The sequence below is a fragment of the Stenotrophomonas sp. YJH_SMC_6 genome (assembly GCF_059371335.1).
The window spans coordinates 1-25,354 of sequence record NZ_JCAFUM010000017.1; the positions used below are offsets into that span (position 1 = coordinate 1).

Sequence of the window (25,354 nt, forward strand, 5' to 3'; positions counted from 1 at the left end):
AAACGTCTGCAAGATGGACAATCATCCTTCCTGCAGGCGCCTTCACAAGATACCTGCGCATACTTTCAAAGATCGAGGGAAGTGGCCTCAGCGCCGTTCCCGTGTGCTGCGAAGTTTCCTTCGTAGCGAGCCGCCCATTATGCCAGACTTTTTCAGTCCGTCAACACCTTCGTTCGATCATCTCGTTCGGCGGTGCTGGGCGCCCTGTTGCCGCTGAAGTCCCTTGGTGGCGACCCCTGCGACGGGGGAGGAGAAGTATGTCCCTATTCCCATCGTTTGTGAAGGGGGTGTGGCGATTTTTTTCACCGGATGTTGCATCCGTTCATCCGTCGCGCTGCGGGAGGACCGCCCGAAGAGCAGCCAAGCGTGGGCTTGGCTCTACAAGAGCATAAGGAAGGGCCGGCTGCGCCGGCCCTTCCTTTGTCTCAGGCAGCGACCAGGCGTACGCGGGCGAAGGTACGCTTGCCGACCTGCAGCAGGCCTTCGAAGCCCGGCTGCAGCACCTGCTGGCCGTCTTCGACCACCTCACCGTCCACCTTGACCGCGCGCTCCTTGAGCTTGCGATTGGCTTCGGAGTTGCTCGGGGTCAGGCCGGCCGCGGTCAGCAGTGCAGCGATACGCAGGCCTTCGGCTGGGATCGCCACGTCCTGCAGCGGCAGCTGGGTGATGTCGCCCTGCCCGGTCACCGCCGCCTCCCAGCCTGCAATGGCCTGCTCGGCCGCTGCTGCATCGTGGAAACGGGTCGCCAGTTCACGCGCCAGGCGCAGCTTGACCACGCGCGGGTTCAGGCCGCCAGTGGCCACCTGCTCGCGCAGCTGCACGGCTTCGGCCTGGCTGATGTCGAAGGACAGCAGCTCGATCCAGCGCCACATCAGGGTGTCGTCCACCTTCATGGTCTTGGTGACGATGTCGATGGCCGGTTCGCTGATGCCAATGTAGTTGCCCAGCGACTTGGACATCTTGTTGACGCCGTCCAGGCCCTCCAGCAGCGGCATGGTCAGCACCACCTGCGGCTTCTGGCCGTGGTGCTCCTGCAGGCCACGGCCCATCAGCAGGTTGAACTTCTGGTCGGTACCGCCCAGCTCCACGTCGGCCTCCAGGGCCACGGAGTCGTAGCCCTGCACCAGCGGGTACAGGAACTCATGGATGGCGATGGACTGCTGGGCGGCGTAGCGCTTGGCGAAGTCGTCGCGCTCGAGCATGCGTGCCACGGTGTGCTGGCCGGCCAGGCGGATCATGTCGGCCGCGCCCATCTTGCCGAACCACTCCGAGTTGAAGCGGACTTCGGTACGGCTGCGGTCCAGCACCTTGAACACCTGCTCCTCATAGGTACGCGCGTTGGCCAGCACGTCCTCGCGGCTGAGCGGCTTGCGGGTGAGGCTCTTGCCGGACGGATCGCCGATCATGCCGGTGAAGTCGCCGATCAGGAAAATGACCTGGTGGCCGAGGTCCTGGAACTGGCGCATCTTGTTCAGCAGCACCGTGTGGCCCAGGTGCAGGTCGGGCGCGGTGGGGTCGAAGCCGGCCTTGATCCGCAGCGGGCGGCCCTCCTGCAGGCGCGCACGCAGATCCTCGAGCTTGAGGATCTCGTCGGCACCACGGCCGATCTGGGCAAGGGCTTCTTCAATCGAGGACACGTGACTACTCCCGGCAACGCCGATTCTTGTGTGGGGTGTTAAAGCAAAGTTAACCCGATTGGCTTCACAAAAGCCAATGGGCACAAGGGTTTGACGCGGTTTTCTCAGGTGTCTATGGTAACCGGCGATCAGGCCCCCGCTCCCGGGCCACCAGGAAAAAACCGCCGATGCACAATTCCGAACAAGGGCGCGCACGCAAGCAGCGCTTCCAGGAACGCCTCCACGTCCTGCACGACAACGCCCTGCATCGGAAGCTCAGGCAACATCTTCCCGCCGCCTTCAACGAGCGCTGGACCCGGCGCCACTGGATGCATGCCAGCCTGTTCGCGACCATCGGCGCCCTGGTGGCGACGATCGTGCCGGGCTTCTCGCACACCATCGACGCCCCCTTTGCCGACAGCCATACCAGCCTGGCACTGCCGTTGCCGCCGCTGGCCATGGCCCGCCAGCAGCAGGTGCCCGGTGACAGCTGGCAGGTGCTGCGCGTGGAACGCGGCCAGACCCTGAGCGATCTGTTCGACAAGGCCGGTATCCCGGCGACCACCCTGCACCGGGTACTGGATCACCCGGGGGCGCGCGAGGCGCTGACCAAGCTTCGCCCGGGCGCCGAGATCGCCTTCGACATGCCCCTGTCCGGCGACCTGCGCAGCATCCGCTTCGACCGCGATGCCGACAACCGGGTGGAGCTGAGCCTGGCCGGTGACGACATCAAGGAGAAGGTGACCAAGCGCGAGACCTCCACGCGCACGGTGGTCACCAGTGGCGAGATCACCAGCTCGCTGTATGCCGCGGCCCGCCGCGCCGGGCTGTCGCCGTCGGCGATCGCGACGATGACCGACGACATCTTCAAGTACGACATCGACTTCTCGAAGGACCTGCAGCCGGGCGACCGCTTCAGCGTGGTGATGGATGAAACCTGGCGCGAAGGCGAGAAGGTGGACACCAGCAAGATTCTGGCGGCGACTTTCACCACCGGTGGCAAGACCTATTCCGGCTTCCGCTTCGACCGCAACGGCAAGTCCGAGTACTACGACATCAACGGCCGTTCGCTGAAGAAGAGCTTCATCCGCATGCCGATCCCGTTCGCGCGGCTGAGCTCGACCTTCGGTGCGCGCAAGCACCCCGTGCTGGGCAAGATGCGCATGCACAAGGGCGTGGACTACGCCGCGCGCACCGGCACCCCGATCATGGCCGCCGGCGATGCCCGCGTGCAGTTCGCCGGCGTGCAGCGCGGTTACGGCAACGTGGTGATCCTCGACCACGGCCGTGGCCACACCACCCTGTATGGGCACATGTCGCGCTTTGCGAACATCAAGACCGGCCAGCGGGTGGCCCAGGGCACGGTGATCGGTTATGTCGGCTCGACCGGCCTGGCCACCGGCCCGCACCTGCACTACGAATTCCGCGTCAACGGCGAGCACCGCAACCCGCTGACCGTGACCATGCCGCCGCCGGAGCCGCTGAAGGGCGCCGAGCTGGTCGCCTTCCGCGCGCAGACCGCGCCGGCGATGGCCCGCATCCAGGGCATGGAGAAGCTGATCTACGCCGATGCCAGCCCGGCACCGACCAGCCGCGACGAGGCCGCCCCCGAGGTGGCCAGCGCCAAGGACAAGAGCAGCACCGGCCGCAAGCGCGGCTGAGCCCCTGCGTTGACGAAGAAGGACGCGGCAGCACAAGCTTGCCGCGTCCTTTTTTTATGCCCGCCATGAACACGACTGCCGACACTGACGCCCCCCTGTACCTTGGCCTGATGTCGGGCACCAGTGCCGACGGCATCGATGCCGCGCTGGTGCAGTTTCCTGCCGGCGGAGGCTGCCGCTTCGTGCACGGCCTGACCGCCCGCTGGGAGCCGGTGCTGCGTGCACGGCTGGTGGCGCTGGGCGAAGGTGGTCCACTGGATTCGCTGGACGAGCTGGGCGAGCTGGACGCCCGGATCGCGATCAGCTTCGCCGGGGCCGCCAACCAGCTGCTGGCCGAGGCTGGCGTGGACCGCAGCCAGGTGCGTGCGATCGGCTCGCATGGGCAGACCGTGCGTCACCGGCCGCTGACCGACCCCGCCTTCACCGTGCAGCTGGGCGACGGCAACCGCATCGCCGAGTTGACCGGGATCACCACGGTCTGCGACTTCCGCCGCCGCGACGTGGCGGCCGGGGGCCATGGTGCGCCACTGATGCCGGCCTTCCACCTGGCCATGCTGGGCACGGCCGACGAAGACCGCGCCGTGCTCAATCTGGGCGGTATCGCCAACCTGACCCTGATTCCGCGCGAAGGTGCGGTACGTGGCTTCGATACCGGCCCGGCCAATGCGCTGATGGATGCCTGGTGCCAGCGGCACACCGGCCGCACTTATGATGCCGACGGCGCGTACGCCGCCAGCGGCGCGGTGGACGAGGGCCTGCTGGCGGGCTGGCGCTCGGACCCGTGGTTCGCGCTGCCGCCGCCGAAGAGCACCGGCCGTGAGCAGTTCCACCTGGCCTGGGCCGAGGCGCACATGGCCGAGGGCCAGTACGCGGCGGCCGACGTGCAGGCGACCCTGCTGGAGCTGACCGTGGCAACGGTGGCCGATGCGCTGCTGGCGCAACAGCCGCAGACCCGCCGCCTGCTGGTCTGTGGCGGCGGGGTACGCAACCGGCAGCTGATGAAGCGCCTGGCGGCGCGGCTGCCGGACGTGCAGGTGGAATCCAGCGCCGTGCACGGGCTGGACCCGGAGTACGTGGAGGCAATGGGCTTTGCATGGCTGGCGCAGCGGACGATGGACGGGCTGGCCGGCAACCTGCCAAGCGTGACCGGAGCTAAGGGCCCGCGGATCCTGGGTGCGATCCACCTGGCGTGAGGTGGCGCCATCCGCGTGGCGTGGATCTACCGGGCAGCCGGACGTGGGCTCGTCTCTACAGCATTGCGGCGCGGCCGCTAATCGAAGCCCTGCCCTGCGGGCAAGGCCTGCAGGGCGGCAATGGCATCGGACAGGGCATCCACTTCCGGATCGCCGAAGCCGGAGCGGACTTCCAGTTCACTGCTGAACAGGCCCTGGTCCAGCAAGGCGGCACAGGTCTGTTCGTGGGTCCAGCCGCGGGCGACCGCGACGCGTTTGATACGTTCCAGCAGCAGCGGGTCCAGGTCCCGCAGCACAACGTCGGCCATGCTCACTTCCCCGTTCGCAAGGCACCGCCCCCTCGGCGCGTCGGGGCGATGATCCCGCAGACCGGGCGGGCAGGCAATCAGGTCGAGCCGGCGGCCTGGCGACGGCGCTGCTGCAGGATCAGCAGGGCGCAGAGGATCACTACCGGGATCGCCACCAGCGCGGTACCGACGAAGAACAGCGCGTAGCCTTCCAGCAGCGTCCGGCCCTGTGCGAGCGTCTGTACCGACCACCCCGAGAGCCCCTTGAGCGCCTTGCCGGGCATCGCGTAGAACGAGCTCAGCAGTGCGTACTGGGTTGCGGTGTATCCAATGCTGGTCAGGCTCGACATGTAGGCGATCAGCGCCGTACCGGCGAAGCCGCTGGCGAAGTTGTCGATTGCCATGGCCACGGCGAAATGGGTTGTGTCCGGGCCGGAATAGGCCAGCCAGGCAAACGCCAGGTTGGAGGCCGGCCCCAGCACGGCGCCTACCATCAGCGCCGCCAGCACCCCCCAGCGGACCGAGACCAGGCCCGCTGCGGCAATACCGACGAAGGTCGCGACCAGCCCGACCGAGCCACGCACCGCGCCCACGGTGTCCTCGTCCAGGCCGAGATCGACGTAGAACGGGTTGGCCATCGGTCCCATGACGAAGTCGGCCATGCGATAGACGCTGATGGCCACCAGGATCAGGATCGCGCCGCTGCGATGCTCGCGGACGAAGGCGATGAACGGTCCCGCTACGGCGTCGAACAATCCGCGCGGTGTCCACAGCGAGGTCGCCTGCGCCTGCACGGCAGCCACTTCCCGCGCGGGTTCGCGGGCCATGACCACGGCCACCACGCCAAGCGCCATCAGCACGGCCATGATCTCGTAGGAAACCTGCCAGCCGACACGGGCCGCGATGATCAGGATCAGCGCATCGGTGACCAGCAACGCAGTGCGGTAGCCCAGTGCCGAGGATGAGGTCAGCAGTCCAAGCTGCTCGCTGTTGTCAGCACTTTCAATGCGCCAGGCATCGATGACGATGTCCTGGGTGGCCGAAGCAAACGCTACGATCACGGCCATCACGCCGAACACGACGATGTGCTGCCAGGCGATACCCAGGAACTGGATCTGGCCCCCCTTGGGCTGGACCAGCGCCATGCCGACCAGGCCCACCACCACGACCAGCTGCGACAGCAGCATCCAGCCACGGCGGCGGCCAAAGCGGCCGAACAGAGGCACGTCGGTCTTGTCGACGATCGGTGCCCACAGGAACTTCATGGTGTAGGCCAGCCCGACCCATGACAGGAAGCCGATCGTACTCAGCTCGATGCCTTCCTTGCGCATCCAGAAGCCGAGCGTGTTGCCCACCAGATAGATCGGCAGGCCGGAACTGAAGCCGAGCAGCAGCATCGCCAGCACCTTGCGCTGGCTCAGGTTGGACAACACCTGCTGCCACGGTCGGCGCGGCTTGGCAGCCTCGGTCACAGGTCGTAGTCCACGGTGAACGGGGCGTGGTCGGAGAAGCGCTCGTCGCGGTAGATCGAGCAGCTTCGCAGGCGGTCACGCAGGCCCGGGGTGATGAACTGGTAGTCGATACGCCAACCGACATTGTTGGCACGGGCGGCGCCACGGTTGCTCCACCAGGTGTAGTCCTCTCCGGTGGGGTTGAGCAGGCGGTAGGCATCGGCCCAGCCGCGACCGGCGGCGACATCGGTGGCCTGGCCGTGGTCGGCGCAGAGGGCGTTGAGCCAGTCGCGTTCCTCCGGCAGGCAGCCGGAATTCTTCTGGTTGGACTTCCAGTTCTTGATGTCCAGCGCCGAACGCACGATGTTCCAGTCGCCGCACAGCACGTAGTCGCGGCCGCTGCGCGCCCACTCCTCCAGGATCGGCCGCAGCCATTCCATCACTTCGAACTTGAAGCCCTGGCGCAGGTCGCCCGAGCTGCCGGACGGGATATAGAAGGAGACCACGCTGAGGTTGCCGTAGCGTGCCTCGATGTAGCGGCCTTCGTCGTCGAACGGGGCCCAGCCCAGCGACGTGATGACCTGGTCCGGCTCGCGCTTGCTGTAGATCGCCACGCCGCTGTAGCCCTTCTTGGTAATGGCGTCGCGGTAGAAGCAGTGGTGGCCGTCCGGGCGGAACATCGGGTCGCTCAGCTGGTCCTCCTGGGCCTTGGTTTCCTGGATGCACAGGACATCGGCATCCTGGGCACGGAACCAGTCGAGGAAGCCCTTGGTCGCGGCGGAACGGATGCCATTGGCGTTGAAACTGATGATGCGCATGCGGAAGACCTACGGCGGGAAACCGGGCAAGCATACCGGTTGACTGCAGGGCTGCGCAGTCCGCCGGGTGGGCCCGCCAGCGCCTTCACACGGGGCCGGACGAGCGCGAAACGCCCAGCTGGATTAGGATTTGTGCTCCAAATGAAGATGAATCGAGTTTTGATGAGCGACCACCGCCACCGTTTCCTGCAGTTGGCCCTGACCGCCGACGCCCTTCGCTTCGGCCAGTTCACCCTCAAGTCCGGCCGGCTGAGCCCCTATTTCTTCAACGCCGGGCGCTTCGACTCCGGCTCGCTGCTGTCCCAGCTCGGCGCGTGCTATGCCGATGCCATCGATGCCAGCGGGATCAAGTACGACGTGGTGTTCGGCCCGGCCTACAAGGGCATCCCGCTGGCCACCGCGATGGCCTGCGAGCTGGCCCAGCGCGGCCGCGACCTGCCGCTGTCGTTCAACCGCAAGGAAGCCAAGGACCATGGCGAGGGTGGCCAGCTGATCGGCGCCGACATGCAGGGCAAGCGCGTGCTGATCGTCGACGACGTGATCACCGCGGGTACCGCGATCCGCGAAGCGCTGGGCATCATCCGCGCCGCCGGTGGCACCCCGGCCGGCATCGTGGTGGCGCTGGACCGCCAGGAGATCGCTTCGGAGACCGACCGCCGTTCTGCCGCGCAGTCGGTGGCCGAAGAAGCCGGTATCCCGGTGATCGCCGTGGCATCGCTGGCCGATCTGCTTGATTTCGCCTCCGGCAACCCGGAACTTGTGGGTTACCGGCAGCCGCTGGAAGCCTATCGGGCCCAGTACGGCGTTCGTTCGATCCGCTGACCGACCCAGGGGAAAGGTCATGTCCCGAGTTCCTGCTGTCCTCTTCGCCGGCCTTCTGCTGGTCGTGCCGTTCACCGTACCGGCGCAGTCGCGCGACAGCGGCAAGGCGGAAAAGAAGCTGTACTGCTGGAACGAGGGCAAGGAGCGGATCTGCAGTGATTCGCTGCCGGCCGACGCGGTCAACCATGCCCGCGAGGAATTCAATGCGAGCACGGGCCTGCGCAATGCGCAGGTCCAGCGCGCGTTGACCGACGAGGAGCGTGCCGCAGCCAGCACCGCTGCGCAGCAGCAACAGCTGGACCTGATGGCCGAGCAGACCCGCCAGCGCACCGAGCAGGCCATGTTGTCCACCTACGGCAGCGAGGCCGACCTGCGCCGGGTGTTTGCCGAGCGCCAGGAAGTGCTGGACAACAACCTGAAGACAGCTGAGTACAACGTCACCAGCCTGCGTGAGTCGCTGGTGGCGCTGCTGTCGGCGGCGGGAGACCGCGAGCTGGCCGGCGCCAAGGTGGCCGACAAGCAGGCCGAGGCGATCCGCAAGCGGCATGCGCAGCTGCAGGCGCAGCAGCGCCTGCAGGCCGGGCTGGTGCAGCAGCAGCAGGCGTTGAAGGCCGAGATCGACAGCACCCTGCAGCGCTATCGCGAGCTGAAGGGGCTGGTGCCGGCGGACGCTCCGGCGGGCTGACGGCGCTGCCTCCGCCGGGCATGGCCCGGCGCTACCCCGGGCCTGGTTACGGGTTGGCCCACGGAATTTATGCACTCTTTACGCGTCGGCCCGGTCCGGCGCGTAGTGCGTTTATGGGGGGTAGGACGACGATGGCGGCCTGAGGTGGAGGGGTTCCACCAGGACGCTATTGCAATGTCCCCCTGGCTGTCGTTGTTGTGTGGCGTGCTGGTGCTGGTCGCCGCCGCCTATCTTCTTTATGTCGTGCTGCGGCCCGAGTCGTTCTGAGCGGAGCCGGCCATGACTGAGATGCTTGTGATTATTGCCGCCAGCCTGCTGCTGGCGTGGCCGCTGGGCCTGTACCTGGCCCGCGTGATGCGTGGCACGCCGATGAAGGTCGACGTGCTGTTCCACTGGATCGAGAAGCCGCTGTACAGGGTGTTCGGGGTCGATCCGTCGCGGTCGATGTCCTGGCGCGGCTACGTGCTGGCCTTCGTGCTGAGCAACGTGGTGGTCGCGGTGCTGACCCAGGCGGTGTTCATGACCCAGGCCTGGTTGCCGTTGAACCCGGACCAGATCCCGAACATGCGCTGGGACACCGCGCTGCACACGATGATCTCGTTCCTGACCAACACCAACCAGCAGCACTATTCGGGCCAGGCGCAGCTGTCCTACCTCTCGCAGATGACCGGCATCACCGGCCTGCAGGTGGTGACGCCGATGATGGGCCTGGCGCTGGCGGTGGCGACGCTGCGCGCGTTGTTCTCGCGTGCGCCGCAGGCTGCGGCGACCACCGGGGCCGGCGATGACCGCCAGGTGGCGGTGGGCAACTACTACGTGGACGTGGTGCGCCTGTGCGTGCGCTTCCTGCTGCCGCTGTGCCTGGTGTGGACGCTGGTGCTGACCAGCCAGGGCGTGCCGTCGACGATGGCCGGTGGGCCACAGGCCACGCCGATCGATGCCAGCGCTGGCATGGCCGAACAGAAACTGCCGTTGGGACCGGTGGCGGCGATGGTCGCGGCCAAGCAGCTGGGCGCCAACGGCGGCGGCTGGTATGGCCCGAACAGCAGCTTCCCGCTGGAGAACCCGACCCCGCTGTCGAACGCGCTGGAGATCGTCGGCATCCTGCTGGTGCCTATGGCGGTGATCTTCATGATCGGCGCGTTCACCGGCCGGCGCCGCTTCGGCGCCCTGGTGTTCAGCTGCATGCTGGGCATGTCGCTGCTGTCCACTGGCGCGATGATGTGGAGCGAAGGGCATAGCGCGAGCGCCGCCACCCCGCTGCTGATGGAAGGCAAGGAAGTGCGCTTCGGCGCCGATGGCACTGCGCTGTGGGCGGCGGTGACCACCCAGGTCTCCAACGGCTCGGTCAACGGCATGCACGATTCGCTGGCGCCGCTGAGTGGCGGCATCGCGATGGTCAACATGCTGGTCAGCGCGATCTGGGGCGGCATCGGTTGTGGCCTGCAGCAGTTCATCGTGTACCTGCTGCTGGGTGTGTTCCTGGCCGGGTTGATGACCGGGCGCACGCCGGAACTGTTCGGCCGCAAGCTGGAGACGCCACAGGTGCGCCTGCTGGCCCTGCTGGTGCTGCTGCAGCCGATCACCCTGCTGGTGTTCACCGCGATCACCCTGGCCGTACCCGGCCTGGCGGGCACCTCCAATCCCGGCTTCCATGGCATCAGCCAGGTGTTCTATGAGTACGTCTCGGCCTATGCCAACAACGGTTCGGGCTTCGAGGGGCTGGGTGACGCCACGCTGTGGTGGAACCTGAGCTGCTCGCTGGTACTGCTGCTGGGTCGCTTCCCGCTGCTGATCATCCCGCTGGTGGTGGCTGCACAGCTGGCTGCCAAGCGCCAGGCGCCGGAGTCTGCCGGCAGCCTGCAGATCGAAACGCCGACCTTCGCCCTGACCCTGGTCTCGGTGATCGTCATCCTGACCGTGCTGCAGTTCATGCCGGCGCTGGTACTCGGCCCGATCGCCGACCACCTGAGCCTGGGACTGCACTGAGGACACCGCAATGAGTACCCATGCAAGTTCAACCCGTAGTTCCCTCGCACCGCGCCCTGCCCTGCTGGATGGCGCAGGCCTGCGCCGTGCACTGTTCGAGGCAGTGCGCAAGCTGTCGCCGATGCATCTGGTGCGCAGCCCGGTGATGGCGGTGGTGATGGCCGGCACGATCGTGGCCGCGATCGTCACCCTGACCGGCAATGCGCCGCTGGGCTTTGGCCTGGCGGTGACCGCGATCCTGCTGGTGACCGTGCTGTTCGGCAATTTCGCCGAAGCCGTGGCCGAAGCACGTGGCCGTGGCCAGGCCGCATCGCTGCGCCGCGCCCGCCAGGACCTGGTGGCGCGCCGCCTGGCCGCACCGCAGCCGGATGCCGCGGAAATCCAGCTGCCAGCCGCCGAGCTGCGCCCGGGCGACCATGTGATCGTCAGTGCCGGTGAGCTGGTACCGGCAGATGGCGAGATCGTGCAGGGCCTGGCCACCATCAACGAAGCAGCGGTGACCGGCGAATCGGCACCGGTGCTGCGCGAGGCCGGTACCGACCGTTCCGGTGTGATCGGCGGAACCAAGGTGCTGTCCGACCAGATCATCGTGCGGGTGACCGCCGAGCCGGGCCACAGCTTCCTGGACCGGATGATCGCGCTGGTGGAAGGCGCCAACCGGCAGAAGACGCCGAACGAGATCGCACTGACCCTGCTGCTGGCGGCGATGACGCTGACCTTCCTGGTGGTGGTGGCGACGCTGCCGGCCATTGGCGCAGCGGTAGGCGTGCAGGTTGACCCGCTGCTGCTGATCGCGCTTCTGGTCTGCCTGATCCCGACCACCATCGGCGGCCTGCTGCCGGCCATCGGCATCGCCGGCATGAACCGCGCGTTGGCCGCCAACGTGCTGGCCAAGTCGGGCAAGGCGGTGGAAGTCGCGGGAGACGTGGACGTGCTGCTGCTGGACAAGACCGGCACCATCACCTACGGCGATCGCCAGGCCAGCCACTTCCATCCGTTGGCCGGTATCGATGCCAGCCAGCTGCGTGAAGCGGCGCTGTTGTCCTCGCTGGCCGACCCGACCCCGGAAGGCAAGTCGATCGTGCGCCTGGCGCGCGAACAGGGCTGCGCCACCGCTGAACCGGACCACGCCGAGTACCTGGCGTTCAGTGCGCAGACCCGCATGTCCGGCGTGGATCTTGAACATGGGCGGCAGATCCGCAAGGGTGCCGCCGATGCGATCCGTGCCCACGTGCAGGCACTGGGTGGCAGTGTGCCGGCTGAACTGGCCGGGCGTGTCGAGCAGGTCGCACGCAACGGTGCCACCCCCCTGGTGGTGGCCGAGGGCCGCCACGTGCTGGGCGTGATCGAGCTGTCGGACGTGGTCAAGCACGGCATGCGCGAGAAGTTCGCGCAGTTGCGGGCGATGGGCATCCGCACGGTGATGATCACCGGCGACAATCCGCTGACCGCCGCCGCGATCGCTGCCGAAGCCGGTGTCGACGACTACATCGCCGAGGCGCGACCGGAAGACAAGCTGGCGCGCATCCGCCAGGAGCAGGCCGGTGGCCGCCTGGTGGCGATGGTCGGTGACGGTACCAACGACGCCCCGGCACTGGCCCAGGCCGACATCGGCCTGGCGATGAACTCCGGTACGCAGGCGGCGAAAGAGGCCGGCAACATGGTCGACCTCGATTCGGACCCGGCCAAGCTGCTGGCAGTGGTGGAAGTAGGCAAGCAGCAACTGATCACCCGCGGCGCGCTGACCACCTTCTCGCTGGCAAACGACATCTCCAAGTACTTCGCGATCCTGCCGGCGCTGTTCGCCGCGGCCGTTCCGACCATGGCCGCCTTGAACGTGATGCAGCTGTCGAGCCCGCGCAACGCGGTGCTGGCGGCGCTGATCTTCAACGCCCTGGTGATTCCCGCCCTGATCCCGCTCGCCCTGCGTGGCGTGCGCTTCCGCCCGGCCACCGCAACGGCGCTGCTGCGCCGGAACATGCTGGTGTACGGCCTCGGTGGCGTGCTGCTGCCGTTCGCAGCGATCAAGGCGATCGACCTCCTTCTTGTCCTGGTATTCGGCGCATGAACCGTTCTGCTTCCACCTCCACTTCCCTGTCCCGCGAACCGAAGGCCGAGGCCCGGGTGGCCAGCCTGCAGGACGGCGCCAGCTGGCGCCCGGCGATCGGCCTGGGCCTGGCCACCCTGCTGCTGGCCGGTGCGGTCTACGCCGGCATCGCCACCGGCTTCGCCGGCCTGGCCTACCCGACCCAGGCCGAGGGCAGCCTGCTGCGCGATGGCAGCGGTCAGGTGCGCGGCTCGGCGTGGCTGTCCCAGCCGTTCACCGGTGATGGCTACTTCCAGGCACGGCCATCGGCGGCCAACTACGACCCGATGGCGGCAGCCGGTTCCAACATGGCGCGCAGCAACCCGGCGCTGGCCGAGCGCGTCGCCGCCAGCACCGCGGCGGTGGCCGCACGCGAAGGCGTTGCCCCGGCGCAGGTTCCTGCGGACCTGGTCACCCAGTCCGCCGGCGGCCTGGATCCGCAGCTGTCACCGGCTGCAGCGCAGTTGCAGGTAGCTCGCGTGGCGCGTGCCCGTGGCCTGCCGGTGGAACGCGTGCAGGCACTGGTGCAGGCGCATACCGAAGGTCGCCAGTGGGGCCTGTTCGGCCAGCCGCGGGTGAACGTGGTGACGCTGAACTTCGCGCTGGACCACGCGGCCAAGGTGCCGTGATGCCGGCCTGCACCGGCTGCGCGCACAATGGCACCCATGACTGATGCGCGTACCCGCCAGGCCGATGCCCTGGTCGAAGGCCTGCAACGCGAAGCCGGCGGCAAGCTGACCGTGTTCCTCGGCGCGGCGCCGGGCGTGGGCAAGACCTACGCCATGCTGACCCGCGCGCAGGAACAGCTGCGCCGCGGCGTCGACCTGGTGGTCGGGCTGGTGGAAACCCATGGCCGTGCCGATACCCAGGCGCTGCTGGAGGGGCTGCCACAGCTGCCGCTGAAGGACGTGGCCTACCACGGCCATGCCCTGCAGGAGATGGACCTGGATGCCGTGCTCGCACGGCATCCGGCGTTGGTGCTGGTGGACGAACTGGCCCATCGCAATGCACCCGGCAGCCGCCACGAGCGGCGCTGGCAGGATGTGATGGAGCTGCTGGACGCCGGCATCGACGTCTGGACCACGGTCAACATCCAGCATCTGGAAAGCCTCAATGACGTGGTGATGCGCATCACCGGCGTACGCGTGAGCGAGACCGTGCCGGATGGGGTGCTCGACCGCCTGCACGACATCGTGCTGGTCGACCTGCCGCCGCGCGAGCTGATCGCGCGCCTGCAGCAGGGCAAGGTCTATGTGCCCGAACAGGCCGCGCAGGCGCTGCAGGCGTTCTTCTCGCCGGCCAACCTCACCGCACTGCGCGAGCTGGCCATGCAGGAGGCCGCCGACCGCGTCGACAGCAGCCTGCGTGAAGCGCGCGCCGCGCGCGGCGAGAGCAACCTGCCACTGCGTCGTGGCGTGCTGGTGGCCATTGATGGCGGCGGTCAGAGCGAATACCTGGTGCGGGTGGCGCGGCGCATCGCCGAACGCCGCGATGCGCCGTGGACGGTGGTGACCGTGCAGGGCCGACGCCAGGACGAGGCGACCCGGCGCGAGATCGATGCGGCCTTCGCATTGGCACGGCGCCTCGGCGGCGACGCCGAACTGCTGCATGGATCGAGCATCGCCGATGCCCTGCTCGACCATGCCGCGCACAACGGCGTGTCGACCCTGGTGCTCGGCCGGACCCGCGAACGTCCACTGGCGCGGATGTTCAACCGCACCCTGACCCAGCAGCTGATCCAGCGCGGCGCGCATTACGAGATCACCATCATCAGCACCCCGCAGGCACGTGCGCGTTCGCGCCGCGAGGGCCTGCTGCCGCCGATGCGCGGCATCAGCTACGAACCGGTGCAGGCGCTGATCGCCACCGCGCTGGCCTGTGCGGTGGCATGGCTGGCCGAACGCTGGGTCGGCATGGCCGACCTGTCGATGGTGTTCATCGTGGCGGTGGTGCTGGTGGCCGCACGCACGCGCGCCAGCGTGGCGGTGATGGCGGCGATCCTGTGCTTCCTCGCCTACAACTTCCTGTTCATCGCGCCGCGCTTCACCTTCGCCATCGGCGCGCGCCAGGGCGTGATCACCGTGTTCCTGTTCCTGGCCGCCGCGCTGGTGGCCGGACGCCTGGCCTCGCGCCTGCGCATGCAGGTGATCGCGCTGCGTGCGGCGAATCGACATGCGCGTGCGCGCCAGCAGCTGGGACGGCAGCTGGCCAGCGCGGCCGGCAACGGCGAGGTGGCGCAGGCGGGTCGGCATGCACTGGAACAGGCCATGGACGTTCCAGCGTGGCTACGGATCGGCGCCGATACCGCAACCGGTGGCCGCAGCCAGCCGGGCGATACCGACCTGGCCGCCGCCGATTGGGCACTGCGCCACGGCCAGCCGAGCGGGCGCTTCACCGACACCCTGGCCGGTGCGCAATGGTGGTTCCTGCCGCTGCTGGATGGCGAAGACCGCGCCATCGGCGTGGCGGGCCTTTACCTGCCCGGCGCACAGGCGCGCCTGCTGCCCGAGCAGCGGCAGCTGGCCGAGGCGATGGTCGACGACATCGCCCAGGCCGCGCTGCGCACGCGGCTGGTGGCCGAACTGGAGCAGGCCCACGTCAGCAACGAGACCGAGCGGCTGCGCTCGGCCCTGCTCTCTTCGGTGTCACACGACCTGCGCTCGCCGCTGGCGGCGATGATCGGTTCGGCCGACAGCCTGGCCAGCTACGGTGCGGCGATGGATACGGCTGATCGCCGTGCCCTGCTGGACACCATCCTGGTCGAAGGCGAGCGGCTGGACCGCTACATCCAGAACCTGCTGGACATGACCCGGCTCGGCCACGAAGGGTTGAAGATCAACCGCGACTGGATCGGCGTGGACGAGCTGATCGGCTCGGCGGCGCGGCGCCTGCAGCGCTACCAGCCCAAGGTGCGGCTGGAGCTGGATATTCCGGCCACGCTCGCGCCGATCTGGGTACACCCGGCGCTGGTTGAACAGGCGGTGTTCAACGTGATGGAAAACGCGGCCAAGTTCTCGCCACCCGATGCCGCCGTGCAGGTGCAGGCGCGCGAACTGGACGGACAGCTGCGCATCGATGTGATCGATGCCGGCCCCGGCATTCCCGATGACGAGCGCGCGCGCATCTTCGACATGTTCTACAGCGTCGAGCGCGGCGACCGTGGCCGCCACGGCACCGGCCTGGGCCTGACCATCTGCCAGGGCATGGTCGGTGCGCATGGCGGCAGCGTGCAGGCGCTGCCCGGACGCGACGGTCGCGGTACCCTGATCCGCATCACCCTGCCCCTGCTCAAGCCAGCCTCCCACGATGAGCCCGACTCCGATTGACGCCAGCGCGCCGGCCCCGCGCGTGCTGGTGATCGATGATGAAACCCAGATCCGCCGGTTCCTGGACATCAGCCTGCGCGCGCAGGGCTACCAGGTGCGGCAGGCGGCCACCGGCCAGGAAGGCCTGCAGCTGGCGGCCAGCGAGGACATGGACCTGGTGATCCTGGACATCGGCCTGCCGGACATGGAAGGCCATGAGGTGCTGGAGCAACTGCGGCAGTGGAGCCAGGTGCCGGTGATCATGCTGACCGTGCGTGCGGGTGAAGCCGAAAAGGTGCGCGCACTGGATACCGGCGCCAATGACTACGTGACCAAGCCGTTCGGCACCCAGGAGCTGATGGCGCGGGTGCGGGCGCTGCTGCGCACGCGCAGCGTGCCCAGCGACGGCACGCCACCGGTGTTCGACGATGGCCATCTGCATGTGGATCTCGTACGCCGCGAAGTGGCGCTGGATGGCGAGCCGGTGGCGCTGACCCGCAAGGAGTACGCGCTGCTGTCGCTGCTGCTGCGCAATGCCGGGCGGGTGGTGACCCAGCCGCAGATCCTCCAGGAAATCTGGGGCCCGACCCACCAGCACGACACCCACTACCTGCGCATCCTGGTCGGCAAGCTACGGCACAAGCTGGGCGATTCAGCGCTGGATTCGCGCTACCTGTTCACCGAGCCGGGCGTGGGATTGCGGTTCAAGGGGTGAGGGTGTGTCGACCAAGGTCGACACCTACCAACAGCTCCAGGACATTGTCAGGGGTGGGGCGGTGTCGGAGTGCGGGGTGTCAGCCGCATGGATGCGGCTGCCAAGCTTACAGGGACGTACTTGCTGCGTCCCCGCACTCCGACACCGCCCCGCCATCCCCCGGATAGCCGGCCTTTGACGTTGACGTTGACGTTGATTCGGCGGGTGCCGGGCGCAGCCCGGCCCCACCTCAGAACCCCAGCGGGGTGTCGCCCAGCACCGGCTGCAGCTGGCTGCGGAACAACGCCTGGATGCGTTCCAGTGCCGCCTCGTCGTTGCCCTCGAAGCGCAGCACCAGCACCGGCGTGGTATTGGAAGCACGCACCAGGCCCCAGCCATCGGGGAAGTCCACGCGCAGGCCGTCGATGGTCGACAGGCGGCCGCCCACATACGGGTTGTCCGGCGACTGTGCCGCCGCCACCAGCATCGCCACCAGCGCATGCGGCGTGCCTTCGGCCACCGGCACCTTCAGTTCCGGCGTGGCCACCATCTCCGGCAGCTCGGCCAGCACCTCGTCCGGGGTTTCCTCGCGCTGCGCCAGGATCTCCAGCAGTCGCGCGGCGGCATACAGGCCATCGTCGAAACCGAACCAGCGCTCCTTGAAGAAGAAGTGGCCGCTCATCTCGCCGGCCAGCTCGGCATCGGTCTCGCGCATCTTCGCCTTCATCAGCGAGTGCCCGGTCTTCCACATCAACGGGCTGCCACCATTGCGCAGCACGTGATCGGACAGCTTGCCGGTGCACTTCACGTCGTAGATCACCATCGCGCCGGGGTTGCGCATCAGCACGTCGGCGGCGAACAGCATCAGCAGGCGGTCGGCATAGATGATCCTGCCTTCGCCGGTGACCACGCCCAACCGGTCTCCGTCGCCATCGAAGGCGACGCCGAGGTCGGCGCCGAAGCGCTTGACCGTCTGCACCAGGTCTTCCAGGTTGGCCGGCTCGCTCGGGTCGGGATGATGGTTGGGGAAGGTACCGTCGACATCGCAGTACAGCGGGATGACTTCGGCGCCGATGGCTTCCAGCAGCTGTGGTGCAAGCGCACCGGCGACGCCGTTGCCGGCATCGGCCACGACCTTCAACGGGCGGTCCAGCTGCACGTCGTCGGCGATGCGCTGGATGTAGTCGGCACTGACATCGCGCTGCTGGTAATCGCCCGGCTCGGCCGCCTGCGCCAGGCGCCCCTCGACGATGCGCTGGTGGAGATCGGTGATGGCATCGCCTGACAGCGTCTCGCCGCCGATGACCACCTTGAAGCCGTTGTACTCGGGCGGGTTATGACTGCCGGTGACCGCCACGCAGGTGCCGGTGCGCAGGTGGAAGGCGGCGTAATAGACGACCGGGGTCGGTGCCAGGCCGATGTCGATCACCGCGCAACCGGTGCGACGCAGGCCTTCGGCCAATCCCGCAGCCAGTTCCGGGCCGGACAGGCGGCCATCACGGCCGATCACCACCTCGCGCAGGCCCTGTTCCAGCGCCACGGTACCGATGGCCTGGCCGATCAGCGCGGCGGTCTTCGGCGTCAGTTCGCTGCCGACCACGCCACGGATGTCGTAGGCGCGGAAGATGCCGGCGGCCAGTTCCCCGGCAGGGACCGGTGGCGGCGGCGGCGCAGTGTCCGCGGCGCTGGCGGCGGCCACCGGTGGCGGCGCCATCTGCAGGCTCTCGCTCAGGGTCGGGCCGTGATCCGCTTCCGCCACGGCCGCACGGCGCGGCAACGGCAGCGACTTCGGCAGCCGGCCGCGACCCACCACCAGCAGCACAGCGATGAACGCCAGCAGCAGCGCGACGATGGCACTGGCCAGCGAACCCAGGCCCAGTGGACCCGCTTCGACATTCGGTACGGCGGCCACCAGCCGCAACGGCGTGCCCGGAACCGGGCGCGCCAGCGCTTCGGCGCTCTCGGCCAGGCCGGCGTCGCCCTGGGCAACGAGGTCATGCGTGCCTTGGCGCAGGCCGAGGAAGCCGGTGGACGGGGCGCTCACCTGGTCCAGCGGCGAGGTCAGCCGCAGCAATGGCTGGCGCACGTAGAGCACTGCCGGGCCAAGGCTGCCCAGCTGCACCGGAGCCGCCAGACCCAGGCGATTGCCACCTGCATCGCGCACCACGCGCAGGCCAGGCTTGCCCTCGGCCAGCGCTTGTTCCAGCAGGGCCAGGCGTGCGTAGCCGAAGGTGGCCGGGTCGGCATAGGCCGTGGCCAGATCGGCGGTCAGCACGTCAGCCTGCTCCACGCCGGTCCAGCTCTCGCGCACGGCCAGCGCCGCTGCCGCGGCGTCACCGGCCTGCAGTGCCTGCTGCACGCGTTCGTTCTTCAACTGCTGCTGCAGCTGCTTCAGCTGGCCGGCTGCGGCCTCCTGCAAGCCCTGCACGGCCTGGTCACGCGCTTCTTCCAGCGCCTGGCCATTGGACTCCTGCCGCCATTGCTGCACCGCGCTCCATCCGAACCAGCCGGCCAGCAGGACCAGCAGCACCCCCAGTAGTGGCGCACTGCGTCCCAACGACCGTTCCCGCTGCCCTTCCCCGATGCCGCTCATCAATGTCCCCCGTCAACGCACCCCGGTATGGCCGAATCCACCCGTTCCCCGCACGCTGTCGGTGAAAGTATCCACCACCTGCAGGCTGACGCGGGCAATCGGCACGACCACCAGCTGCGCGATGCGATCGCCCGGCTCGATGGTGAAGGCCTCGCGGCCACGGTTCCAGACGCTGATCAGCAACGGGCCCTGGTAATCGGCGTCGATCAGGCCGGTGCCGTTGCCGAGCACGATGCCGTGGCGATGGCCCAGCCCGGAACGCGGCAGGATCACCGCGCACAGGTGCGGATCAGCGATATGGATGGCCAGGCCGCTGGGCACCAGCGCGGTGTCGCCCGGCTGCAGGGTCAGCGCGGTATCCAGCGCCGCGCGCAGGTCCATGCCGGCGCTGGCTTCGGTGGCGTAGGCGGGCAGCGGCCAGCTGTCGCCGAAACGCGGATCAAGCAGCTTGACCTGCAGCGGTTGGGAAGTGGAAGCCTGGGTCATGCCTGGAGTCTCCGCGCGATCAGCGCCAGCAGTTGTTCGGCCAGCTCGCGCTTGGAGGTGGCCGGAAATACCTGTTCACCGTCCTGCCAGAAGGCCGTGGCGGCGTTGTTGTCACTCTCGAATCCACCACCGCTGATGCCGACCTGGTTGGCGATCACCAGGTCCAGGCGCTTGTCGACCAGCTTGCCACGCGCATATTTCTCCACGTCGTGGGTCTCGGCGGCGAAGCCGACCACCAGCTTCAGCGACTGCGTCTGTGCAGCGACTTCGGCGAGGATGTCCGGCGTGCGCACCAGCTCGATCACCAGCGACTGGCTGTCGGCGGTCTTCTTCAGCTTCTGCGGCGCGACCTGGCGTGGCGTGTAGTCGGACACCGCGGCGGCACCGATATAGATGTCGGCCGGCAACGACTTCAGCACGGCATCGCGCATCTGCGCGGCCGAGCGCACGTCCACGCGCTGCACGCCGGCTGGCGTCGGCAGCTGTACCGGACCGCTGACCAGCACCACCTGGGCGCCCATCGTCGCGGCGGCCGCGGCCAGGGCAAAGCCCATCTTGCCGCTGCTGCGGTTGCCGACGTAGCGCACCGGATCGATGTCTTCATAGGTCGGGCCGGCGCTGATCAGCAGGCGAAGACCCTGCAGCGCGCGGGTTTCCGGTGCAACAACCGCCGCTGCAGCACTGCCATTGGCAGCCAGCGCGGCAACGATGTCCCCCGGTTCGGCCAGACGGCCGGGACCGGATTCGCCTTCGGCCAGCGGACCGTCGACCGGGCCGATCACCTGCGCGCCGCGCTGGCGCAGCAGGGCGATGTTGGCCTGGGTGGCCGGATGCAGCCACATGCGGTGGTTCATCGCCGGGCAGATCGTCAGCGGCGCGGTACTGGCCAGGCACAGGGTGCTGACCAGATCATCGGCGTGGCCCTGGGCCAGCCGGGCCAGCAGATCGGCGGTACCCGGGGCGACCACGATGCGGTCGGCCCAGCGGGCCAGCTCGATGTGGCCCATGGCCTGTTCGGCGGCGCTGTCCCACAGCGTGGTGCGGGTGGGCTGCCCGGACAGGGCCTGGAAACTGAGCGGAGTGACGAACTGCTGTGCTCCGGCGGTCATCGCCACCTGCACCTGGGCACCGGCGTCGCGCAGGCGCCGCACCAGTTCCAGGGCCTTGTAGGCCGCGATCCCGCCTCCGACGCACAACAGCAGTTTCTGACCTTCCAGCGCGCGGGCCGGCGCGGGGGAAGCGTTGGGGGAGTCAGCCACCTGGAATTCCTGTGCAAACGAGGGCGCTAGCTTACCCGATGGTCGGTAATGTCCCGGTGCAGGGCGCACATAGCGGGCGGCTATCAGCAGATGGAGTCCGTCTCCGTTGACCCGGGATTCACCCGGTATCAGTTTCGGACCTTTCCTATACCTCTACGGGTCTGCGCTTTTGCAGAATCAGGCATTGGCTGCCGCCCGCCGTGGCCTGTTCGACCTTCGAGGAGCCGCGTGCATCCGCGCATCATCATCGCCGACGACCATCCCGTGGTCCTGCATGGCATCCGTATCGTGCTGCAGACCTACCTGATGGACATCGTCGGCAGTGCGCGCGACGGCGCCCAGCTGCTGGAGCTGGTGGATCACCACGACTGCGATGCGGTGCTGACCGACCTGTCGATGCCGGGTGCCGGTCCGGACGGTCCGGAGCTGATCGACGCGCTGCGCATGCGCCGCCCTGGCCTGCCGGTGGTGGTGCTGACCGGCGCCCGCCATCCCGGCCTGCTGGACAGCCTGCTGCGGGAGGGTATCAGTGGCCTGGTCGACAAGTGCGCCGATTTCGCCGAACTGCCCCACGCGCTGAACGCCGCGCTGGCCGGGCAGGTATTCGTCTCCCAGCAGCTGCGCCACCACCTGCAGGCGCGCGACCTGCTGTTTCCACGTCAGCCGGCGCCGTTGTCGGCACGCGAACAGGAAGTGCTGGAGCTGCTGGCAGCCGGCCTCAGCGTGAACGAAGTCGCCGAGCGCTGCGGGCGCAGCCCGAAGACCATCAGCCGGCAGAAGGCCGAAGCCAAGCGCAAGCTGGGCCTGCAGAACAACCAGGAACTGTTCGACTACCTGCAGACCCGGCGCGGCTGAGGCAACCTCCGACCCCAGTCCGCGGCATGCCCCGATGGGAGCCACCGCAAGGTCTGGCGATGATGGGCCATGCCCATCCATGACTGGCCCGAACAGGAACGCCCCCGCGAGAAGCTGATCGCGCGCGGGCCCACGGCACTTTCCGACGCCGAACTGCTGGCCCTGTTTCTCGGCTCCGGGTTCGGTGGCCGCGATGCCGTGCAGACCGCGCGCGACCTGCTGCAGGCGCACGGCCCGTTGCGGGTACTGCTCGACCGCCCCGCAGCCGAGCTCGCCCGCCTGCCCGGGCTTGGCCCGGCACGCAGTTGCACGCTTGCTGCCGGGCTGGAACTGGCCCATCGCTACCTGGCGGCCGAGCTGGAGCACGGCGAGGCGGTTGGCAACAATCCGGCGGCGGTCGGCCGCTACCTGCAGCACCGGCTGCGTGGCCAGGCCCGCGAGGTCTTCATGGCCCTGTTCCTGGACAACCGCCACCGCCTGATCGCCTGTGAAGAGCTGTTCCACGGCACCATCAACGCCGCACCGGTCTACCCCCGCGAAGTGGTGCGGCGCGCCCTGCTGCACAACGCGGCGGCGGTGATCCTCAGCCACAACCACCCTTCGGGCGATCCGGAACCCTCCAGCGCCGATACCCGCATCACCGACGAACTGCAGCAGGCGCTGGCGATGGTGGACGTGCGCCTCCTGGACCACTTCGTGGTGGGCGAGGGCCGTCCCGTTTCATTTGCTGAACGGGGTCTGCTATCCCCGCCCCAGCCGCGGCTGTTCGGCTGAGCGCGGCCCTTCAGGCGCCATCGGCCGCCCCCACAGGCATGTTCTGGTCAGCGTGGGCGCGGGTATCTGCGCTAAAATGGGCGATTCCGCCGCTCATTCTCACAGCAGGCCTCGTGAAAAATCTCCTCCGCGCCCTGATCAGCCAAGGCATCGAAGCCTTGCGCGCCAATGGCACCCTGCCCGCCGACTCCCTGCCGCCGGACTTCGTGGTCGAGCGCCCGAAGACCCGCGACCACGGCGACTTCGCCACCAACGCCGCGATGCTGCTGGCCAAGGCCGCACGCTGCAATCCGCGCGCACTGGCGCAGGCGCTGGTCGAGGCGCTGCCGCGCAGCGAGGACGTGAGCAAGGTCGAGATCGCCGGCCCCGGCTTCATCAACTTCCACCTGGCCCCGGCCGCGTACCAGCGCGAAGCCGCGTCGGTCATCAAGGAAGCCCACGACTACGGCCGCAACCTGTCCGGCAATGGCCGCACGGTGGGCGTGGAGTACGTGTCGGCCAACCCGACCGGCCCGCTGCATGTCGGCCATGGCCGCGCGGCGGCGATCGGCGACTGCGTGGCGCGCGTGCTCGATGCCAACGGCTGGAACGCCAAGCGTGAGTTCTACTACAACGACGCCGGCGTGCAGATCGAGAACCTGGCGCTGTCCACCCAGGCACGGATCAAGGGCATCGCGCCGGACCAGGACGGCTGGCCGGAAGGTGGCTACCGCGGCGAGTACATCGCCGACGTCGCACGCGCCTACATGGCCGGCGCCAGCGTCGACCTGGAAGGCAGCACCGTGGTCGGCGCCAAGGACCCGGACGACATGCAGGCGATCCGCCGCTTCGCCGTGGCCTACCTGCGCAACGAGCAGAACCTGGACCTGGCCGCGTTCGGCGTCGACTTCGACATCTATTTCCTGGAAAGCTCGCTGTACGCCGACGGCAAGGTAGCTGAAGCGGTGGCCAAGCTGCAGGCGTCGGGTCATACCTATGAAGAAGGTGGCGCGCTGTGGCTGCGCAGCACCGACTTCGGTGACGACAAGGACCGCGTGATGCGCAAGTCCGACGGCACCTTCACCTACTTCGTGCCCGACGTGGCCTACCACCTGTCCAAGTGGCAGCGCGGCTACGAGCGCGCGATCACCGAGCTGGGCGCCGACCACCACGGCTCGCTGGCCCGCGTGCGCGCCGGCCTGCAGGCGATGGAAGTGGGCATCCCGCAGGGCTGGCCGGAATACGTGCTGCACCAGATGGTCACCGTCATGCGTGGCGGCGAGGAAGTGAAGCTGTCCAAGCGTGCCGGCAGCTACTTCACCCTGCGCGACCTGATCGAGGAAGCCGGCCGCGATGCCACCCGCTGGTTCCTGATCGCGCGCAAGCCCGATTCGCAGCTGACCTTCGACATCGACCTGGCCCGCCAGCAGAGCAACGACAACCCGGTGTTCTACGTGCAGTACGCGCATGCCCGCGTCTGCAGCCTGCTGCGCCAGGCACAGGAGAAGGGCCTGGTGTACGAGCAGGGCAACGGCCTGGCCAACCTCGGCCGCCTGGCCGACGACGCCTCGCTGCTGCTGATGAACGAGATCTCGCGCTATCCGGAAGTGGTGGAAGCGGCCGGCGTGGCGCTGGAACCGCATCTGGTGGCGCAGTACCTGCGTGAATTGGCGCACGCGTTCCACACGTGGTATCACGGGACGCCGGTGCTGGTGGAAGATGCCGCCGATCGCAACGCCAAACTGACCCTGGCCTGTGCGGCGCGCCAGGTACTGGCCAATGGCCTCGAACTCCTGGGCGTCAGCGCCCCGGAAAAAATGTAAGCATCAGGAGACGCAGTACACATGGCAGCACGACGCGGCAAAAGCCAGGCACGACGCAACAGCGGCAGCCAGGGCACCCCCGGATGGGTGTGGCTGGTGGCCGGTGTAGCGATCGCGGCCGTGGTGTTCCTGGCGGCGCCGAACCTGTTCAAGGGCGAGGGCGATGGCTTCCTGCGCGCCGGTCCGCAGCCGAACCCGAACGCGCAGCCGGCCCCGGTCGCCGATGCCGACAGCGATGTCGGTACCCAGCCGGCCGCGCAGCCGGCTGCGCCGAAGCAGGCCGAACCGGAAAAGCCGGCCGCCACCCAGTACGACTTCTACACCCTGCTGCCGGGCAAGGAAGTCGAGATGTCCGACGCCGAACTGGCCGCCAGCGCGCGTGCCGAAGACCAGCGCCGGGCCAAGGCCGAAGCACAGCGCGCGCAGGCGGCACTGGAAGGCAAGCCGGTTCCGCCGGCGACCACGACCGCACCGGCACCGGCGGCCACCGCCAGCGTGTCCAGCACCGCGCAGGTGACCGCCACCAGCCGTCCGCTGCCGGCACCGCTGAGTGAACGTCCGGCTGCGGCAACGCCGCCGGCCAGCACGGCCTCGACCAGCACCGCCGCCGCCACGCCGGCAGCGCGCGCGGAAACCGCAACGGCAACGGCGGGTACCCCGGCCACTGCCGCACCCGCGGCCGCCGACAACGCCCGCTATATCCTGCAGGCAGGCGCCTTCGGCGCCTCCGGCGATGCCGAAGCAACCAAGGCCAAGCTGGCGATGATGGGACTTGCGGCACGCGTGGAGTCAGCACAGATCAACGGCAAGACCGTGTACCGCGTGCGCATGGGGCCGTATGGCAGTGCCGGTGAACTGTCCGAAGCCAAGCAGAAGCTGGATGGCACCGGCCTGCAGGCGATGGCGATCAAGGCCCAGTAAGCCTGCCGCTGTGAATGAAAAAGCCGGGCATTGCCCGGCTTTTTCTTGTTTCTGCAG

The 25,354-nt window shown here is 68.3% G+C and carries 21 protein-coding genes; 14 read left to right on the plus strand and 7 right to left on the minus strand.

Translation table 11 applies throughout. The annotated features are described in order from the left end of the window. Window positions 1-425: 425 nt before the first annotated feature. Window positions 426-1,637, minus strand: a complete 1,212-nt coding sequence (gene tyrS, locus AC5P9N_RS18630) for a tyrosine--tRNA ligase (RefSeq protein ID WP_099480872.1) — start codon at window positions 1,635-1,637, stop codon at window positions 426-428. 167 nt (window positions 1,638-1,804) lie between these two features. Here tyrS and AC5P9N_RS18635 point away from each other — a divergent pair, with 167 nt between their 5' ends. Both AC5P9N_RS18635 and AC5P9N_RS18640 read left to right on the plus strand, forming a co-directional pair. Then, window positions 1,805-3,277, plus strand: coding sequence for a M23 family metallopeptidase (locus tag AC5P9N_RS18635; RefSeq protein WP_005407777.1), 1,473 nt, complete (start codon window positions 1,805-1,807; stop codon window positions 3,275-3,277). 65 nt (window positions 3,278-3,342) lie between these two features. Continuing rightward, complete coding sequence (locus AC5P9N_RS18640) at window positions 3,343-4,470, plus strand: anhydro-N-acetylmuramic acid kinase (protein WP_099484861.1); 1,128 nt, start codon at window positions 3,343-3,345, stop codon at window positions 4,468-4,470. A 77-nt stretch (window positions 4,471-4,547) separates the two neighbouring features. Here AC5P9N_RS18640 and AC5P9N_RS18645 read toward each other — a convergent pair whose 3' ends face one another. From AC5P9N_RS18645 to AC5P9N_RS18655, 3 genes are all read right to left on the minus strand, one after another. Further along, complete coding sequence (locus AC5P9N_RS18645; RefSeq protein ID WP_099484854.1) at window positions 4,548-4,778, minus strand: hypothetical protein; 231 nt, start codon at window positions 4,776-4,778, stop codon at window positions 4,548-4,550. Between the two features lie 77 nt (window positions 4,779-4,855). After that, complete coding sequence (locus AC5P9N_RS18650; protein WP_005412009.1) at window positions 4,856-6,229, minus strand: AmpG family muropeptide MFS transporter; 1,374 nt, start codon at window positions 6,227-6,229, stop codon at window positions 4,856-4,858. Then, a complete protein-coding gene (locus AC5P9N_RS18655; RefSeq protein ID WP_024956358.1) occupies window positions 6,226-7,026 on the minus strand; it encodes an exodeoxyribonuclease III in 801 nt (266 codons plus the stop codon). The genes AC5P9N_RS18650 and AC5P9N_RS18655 overlap by 4 nt, the downstream gene beginning before the upstream one ends. A 162-nt stretch (window positions 7,027-7,188) precedes the next feature. Here AC5P9N_RS18655 and pyrE point away from each other — a divergent pair, with 162 nt between their 5' ends. The 8 genes from pyrE to AC5P9N_RS18695 all read left to right on the plus strand — a co-directional run bounded on the left by pyrE (window position 7,189) and on the right by AC5P9N_RS18695 (window position 16,628). Then, entirely contained in the window at window positions 7,189-7,848 is a 660-nt protein-coding gene (pyrE, locus tag AC5P9N_RS18660) for an orotate phosphoribosyltransferase (RefSeq protein ID WP_005407772.1), read from the plus strand. Between the two features lie 19 nt (window positions 7,849-7,867). Continuing rightward, entirely contained in the window at window positions 7,868-8,533 is a 666-nt protein-coding gene (locus tag AC5P9N_RS18665; protein WP_005407771.1) for a hypothetical protein, read from the plus strand. A gap of 174 nt (window positions 8,534-8,707) precedes the next feature. After that, window positions 8,708-8,800 carry a potassium-transporting ATPase subunit F gene (locus AC5P9N_RS18670; protein WP_005407770.1) on the plus strand — a complete coding sequence of 31 codons (93 nt, stop codon included), beginning with the start codon at window positions 8,708-8,710 and terminating at the stop codon, window positions 8,798-8,800. Window positions 8,801-8,812: 12 nt separating this feature from the next. Next, on the plus strand, window positions 8,813-10,522 hold the full coding sequence (gene kdpA, locus AC5P9N_RS18675; protein WP_088430539.1) for a potassium-transporting ATPase subunit KdpA: 1,710 nt from the start codon (window positions 8,813-8,815) through the stop codon (window positions 10,520-10,522). 10 nt (window positions 10,523-10,532) lie between these two features. Further along, window positions 10,533-12,590, plus strand: coding sequence for a potassium-transporting ATPase subunit KdpB (gene kdpB, locus AC5P9N_RS18680; RefSeq protein ID WP_099484855.1), 2,058 nt, complete (start codon window positions 10,533-10,535; stop codon window positions 12,588-12,590). Then, the gene (gene kdpC, locus AC5P9N_RS18685) at window positions 12,587-13,237 is read left to right on the plus strand and encodes a potassium-transporting ATPase subunit KdpC (RefSeq protein WP_033835001.1); all 651 of its coding nucleotides are present in this window, start codon (window positions 12,587-12,589) and stop codon (window positions 13,235-13,237) included. The genes kdpB and kdpC overlap by 4 nt, the downstream gene beginning before the upstream one ends. A gap of 36 nt (window positions 13,238-13,273) precedes the next feature. Next, window positions 13,274-15,934, plus strand: a complete 2,661-nt coding sequence (locus AC5P9N_RS18690) for an ATP-binding protein (protein WP_012478919.1) — start codon at window positions 13,274-13,276, stop codon at window positions 15,932-15,934. Beyond that, entirely contained in the window at window positions 15,915-16,628 is a 714-nt protein-coding gene (locus AC5P9N_RS18695) for a response regulator transcription factor (protein WP_005412001.1), read from the plus strand. The genes AC5P9N_RS18690 and AC5P9N_RS18695 overlap by 20 nt, the downstream gene beginning before the upstream one ends. A 229-nt stretch (window positions 16,629-16,857) precedes the next feature. On the opposite strand, the gene AC5P9N_RS18700 is transcribed toward AC5P9N_RS18695, so the two are convergent. The 3 genes from AC5P9N_RS18700 to coaBC are packed head-to-tail and all read right to left on the minus strand — an operon-like array spanning window position 16,858 to window position 20,945. After that, window positions 16,858-19,200: a phosphomannomutase/phosphoglucomutase gene (locus tag AC5P9N_RS18700; RefSeq protein ID WP_099484856.1), complete on the minus strand. Its 2,343-nt coding sequence runs from the start codon at window positions 19,198-19,200 to the stop codon at window positions 16,858-16,860. 12 nt (window positions 19,201-19,212) lie between these two features. Next, window positions 19,213-19,686 carry a dUTP diphosphatase gene (dut, locus tag AC5P9N_RS18705; protein WP_005407763.1) on the minus strand — a complete coding sequence of 158 codons (474 nt, stop codon included), beginning with the start codon at window positions 19,684-19,686 and terminating at the stop codon, window positions 19,213-19,215. Further along, window positions 19,683-20,945, minus strand: a complete 1,263-nt coding sequence (coaBC, locus tag AC5P9N_RS18710) for a bifunctional phosphopantothenoylcysteine decarboxylase/phosphopantothenate--cysteine ligase CoaBC (RefSeq protein WP_005411998.1) — start codon at window positions 20,943-20,945, stop codon at window positions 19,683-19,685. Before coaBC ends, dut begins: the two co-directional genes overlap by 4 nt. A gap of 228 nt (window positions 20,946-21,173) precedes the next feature. On the opposite strand from coaBC, the gene AC5P9N_RS18715 reads away from it, so the two are divergent. The 4 genes from AC5P9N_RS18715 (at window position 21,174) to AC5P9N_RS18730 (ending at window position 25,297) form a co-directional block, all read left to right on the plus strand. Next, window positions 21,174-21,800 (plus strand): response regulator, encoded by a 627-nt coding sequence (locus AC5P9N_RS18715; RefSeq protein WP_033834997.1) that lies wholly within the window; start codon window positions 21,174-21,176, stop codon window positions 21,798-21,800. Between the two features lie 69 nt (window positions 21,801-21,869). Next, entirely contained in the window at window positions 21,870-22,574 is a 705-nt protein-coding gene (radC, locus tag AC5P9N_RS18720) for a RadC family protein (RefSeq protein ID WP_005407759.1), read from the plus strand. Window positions 22,575-22,687: 113 nt separating this feature from the next. Continuing rightward, entirely contained in the window at window positions 22,688-24,376 is a 1,689-nt protein-coding gene (gene argS / locus AC5P9N_RS18725; RefSeq protein WP_148239677.1) for an arginine--tRNA ligase, read from the plus strand. A 21-nt stretch (window positions 24,377-24,397) separates the two neighbouring features. Beyond that, complete coding sequence (locus AC5P9N_RS18730) at window positions 24,398-25,297, plus strand: SPOR domain-containing protein (protein ID WP_088436379.1); 900 nt, start codon at window positions 24,398-24,400, stop codon at window positions 25,295-25,297. The last annotated feature ends 57 nt before the right edge of the window (window positions 25,298-25,354 follow it).

Excerpts from the sequence above, each read along its gene's own strand:
- AC5P9N_RS18635 (WP_005407777.1), top strand. The coding sequence starts at position 1,805 with ATGCACAATTCCGAACAAGGGCGCGCACGCAAGCAGCGCTTCCAGGAA.
- AC5P9N_RS18640 (WP_099484861.1), top strand. The coding sequence starts at position 3,343 with ATGAACACGACTGCCGACACTGACGCCCCCCTGTACCTTGGCCTGATG.
- AC5P9N_RS18645 (WP_099484854.1), bottom strand. The coding sequence starts at position 4,778 with ATGGCCGACGTTGTGCTGCGGGACCTGGACCCGCTGCTGCTGGAACGT.
- AC5P9N_RS18655 (WP_024956358.1), bottom strand. The coding sequence starts at position 7,026 with ATGCGCATCATCAGTTTCAACGCCAATGGCATCCGTTCCGCCGCGACC.
- pyrE (WP_005407772.1), top strand. The coding sequence starts at position 7,189 with ATGAGCGACCACCGCCACCGTTTCCTGCAGTTGGCCCTGACCGCCGAC.
- AC5P9N_RS18665 (WP_005407771.1), top strand. The coding sequence starts at position 7,868 with ATGTCCCGAGTTCCTGCTGTCCTCTTCGCCGGCCTTCTGCTGGTCGTG.
- AC5P9N_RS18670 (WP_005407770.1), top strand. The coding sequence starts at position 8,708 with ATGTCCCCCTGGCTGTCGTTGTTGTGTGGCGTGCTGGTGCTGGTCGCC.
- kdpA (WP_088430539.1), top strand. The coding sequence starts at position 8,813 with ATGACTGAGATGCTTGTGATTATTGCCGCCAGCCTGCTGCTGGCGTGG.
- kdpB (WP_099484855.1), top strand. The coding sequence starts at position 10,533 with ATGAGTACCCATGCAAGTTCAACCCGTAGTTCCCTCGCACCGCGCCCT.
- kdpC (WP_033835001.1), top strand. The coding sequence starts at position 12,587 with ATGAACCGTTCTGCTTCCACCTCCACTTCCCTGTCCCGCGAACCGAAG.
- AC5P9N_RS18690 (WP_012478919.1), top strand. The coding sequence starts at position 13,274 with ATGACTGATGCGCGTACCCGCCAGGCCGATGCCCTGGTCGAAGGCCTG.
- AC5P9N_RS18695 (WP_005412001.1), top strand. The coding sequence starts at position 15,915 with ATGAGCCCGACTCCGATTGACGCCAGCGCGCCGGCCCCGCGCGTGCTG.
- AC5P9N_RS18700 (WP_099484856.1), bottom strand. The coding sequence starts at position 19,200 with ATGAGCGGCATCGGGGAAGGGCAGCGGGAACGGTCGTTGGGACGCAGT.
- dut (WP_005407763.1), bottom strand. The coding sequence starts at position 19,686 with ATGACCCAGGCTTCCACTTCCCAACCGCTGCAGGTCAAGCTGCTTGAT.
- radC (WP_005407759.1), top strand. The coding sequence starts at position 21,870 with ATGCCCATCCATGACTGGCCCGAACAGGAACGCCCCCGCGAGAAGCTG.
- AC5P9N_RS18730 (WP_088436379.1), top strand. The coding sequence starts at position 24,398 with ATGGCAGCACGACGCGGCAAAAGCCAGGCACGACGCAACAGCGGCAGC.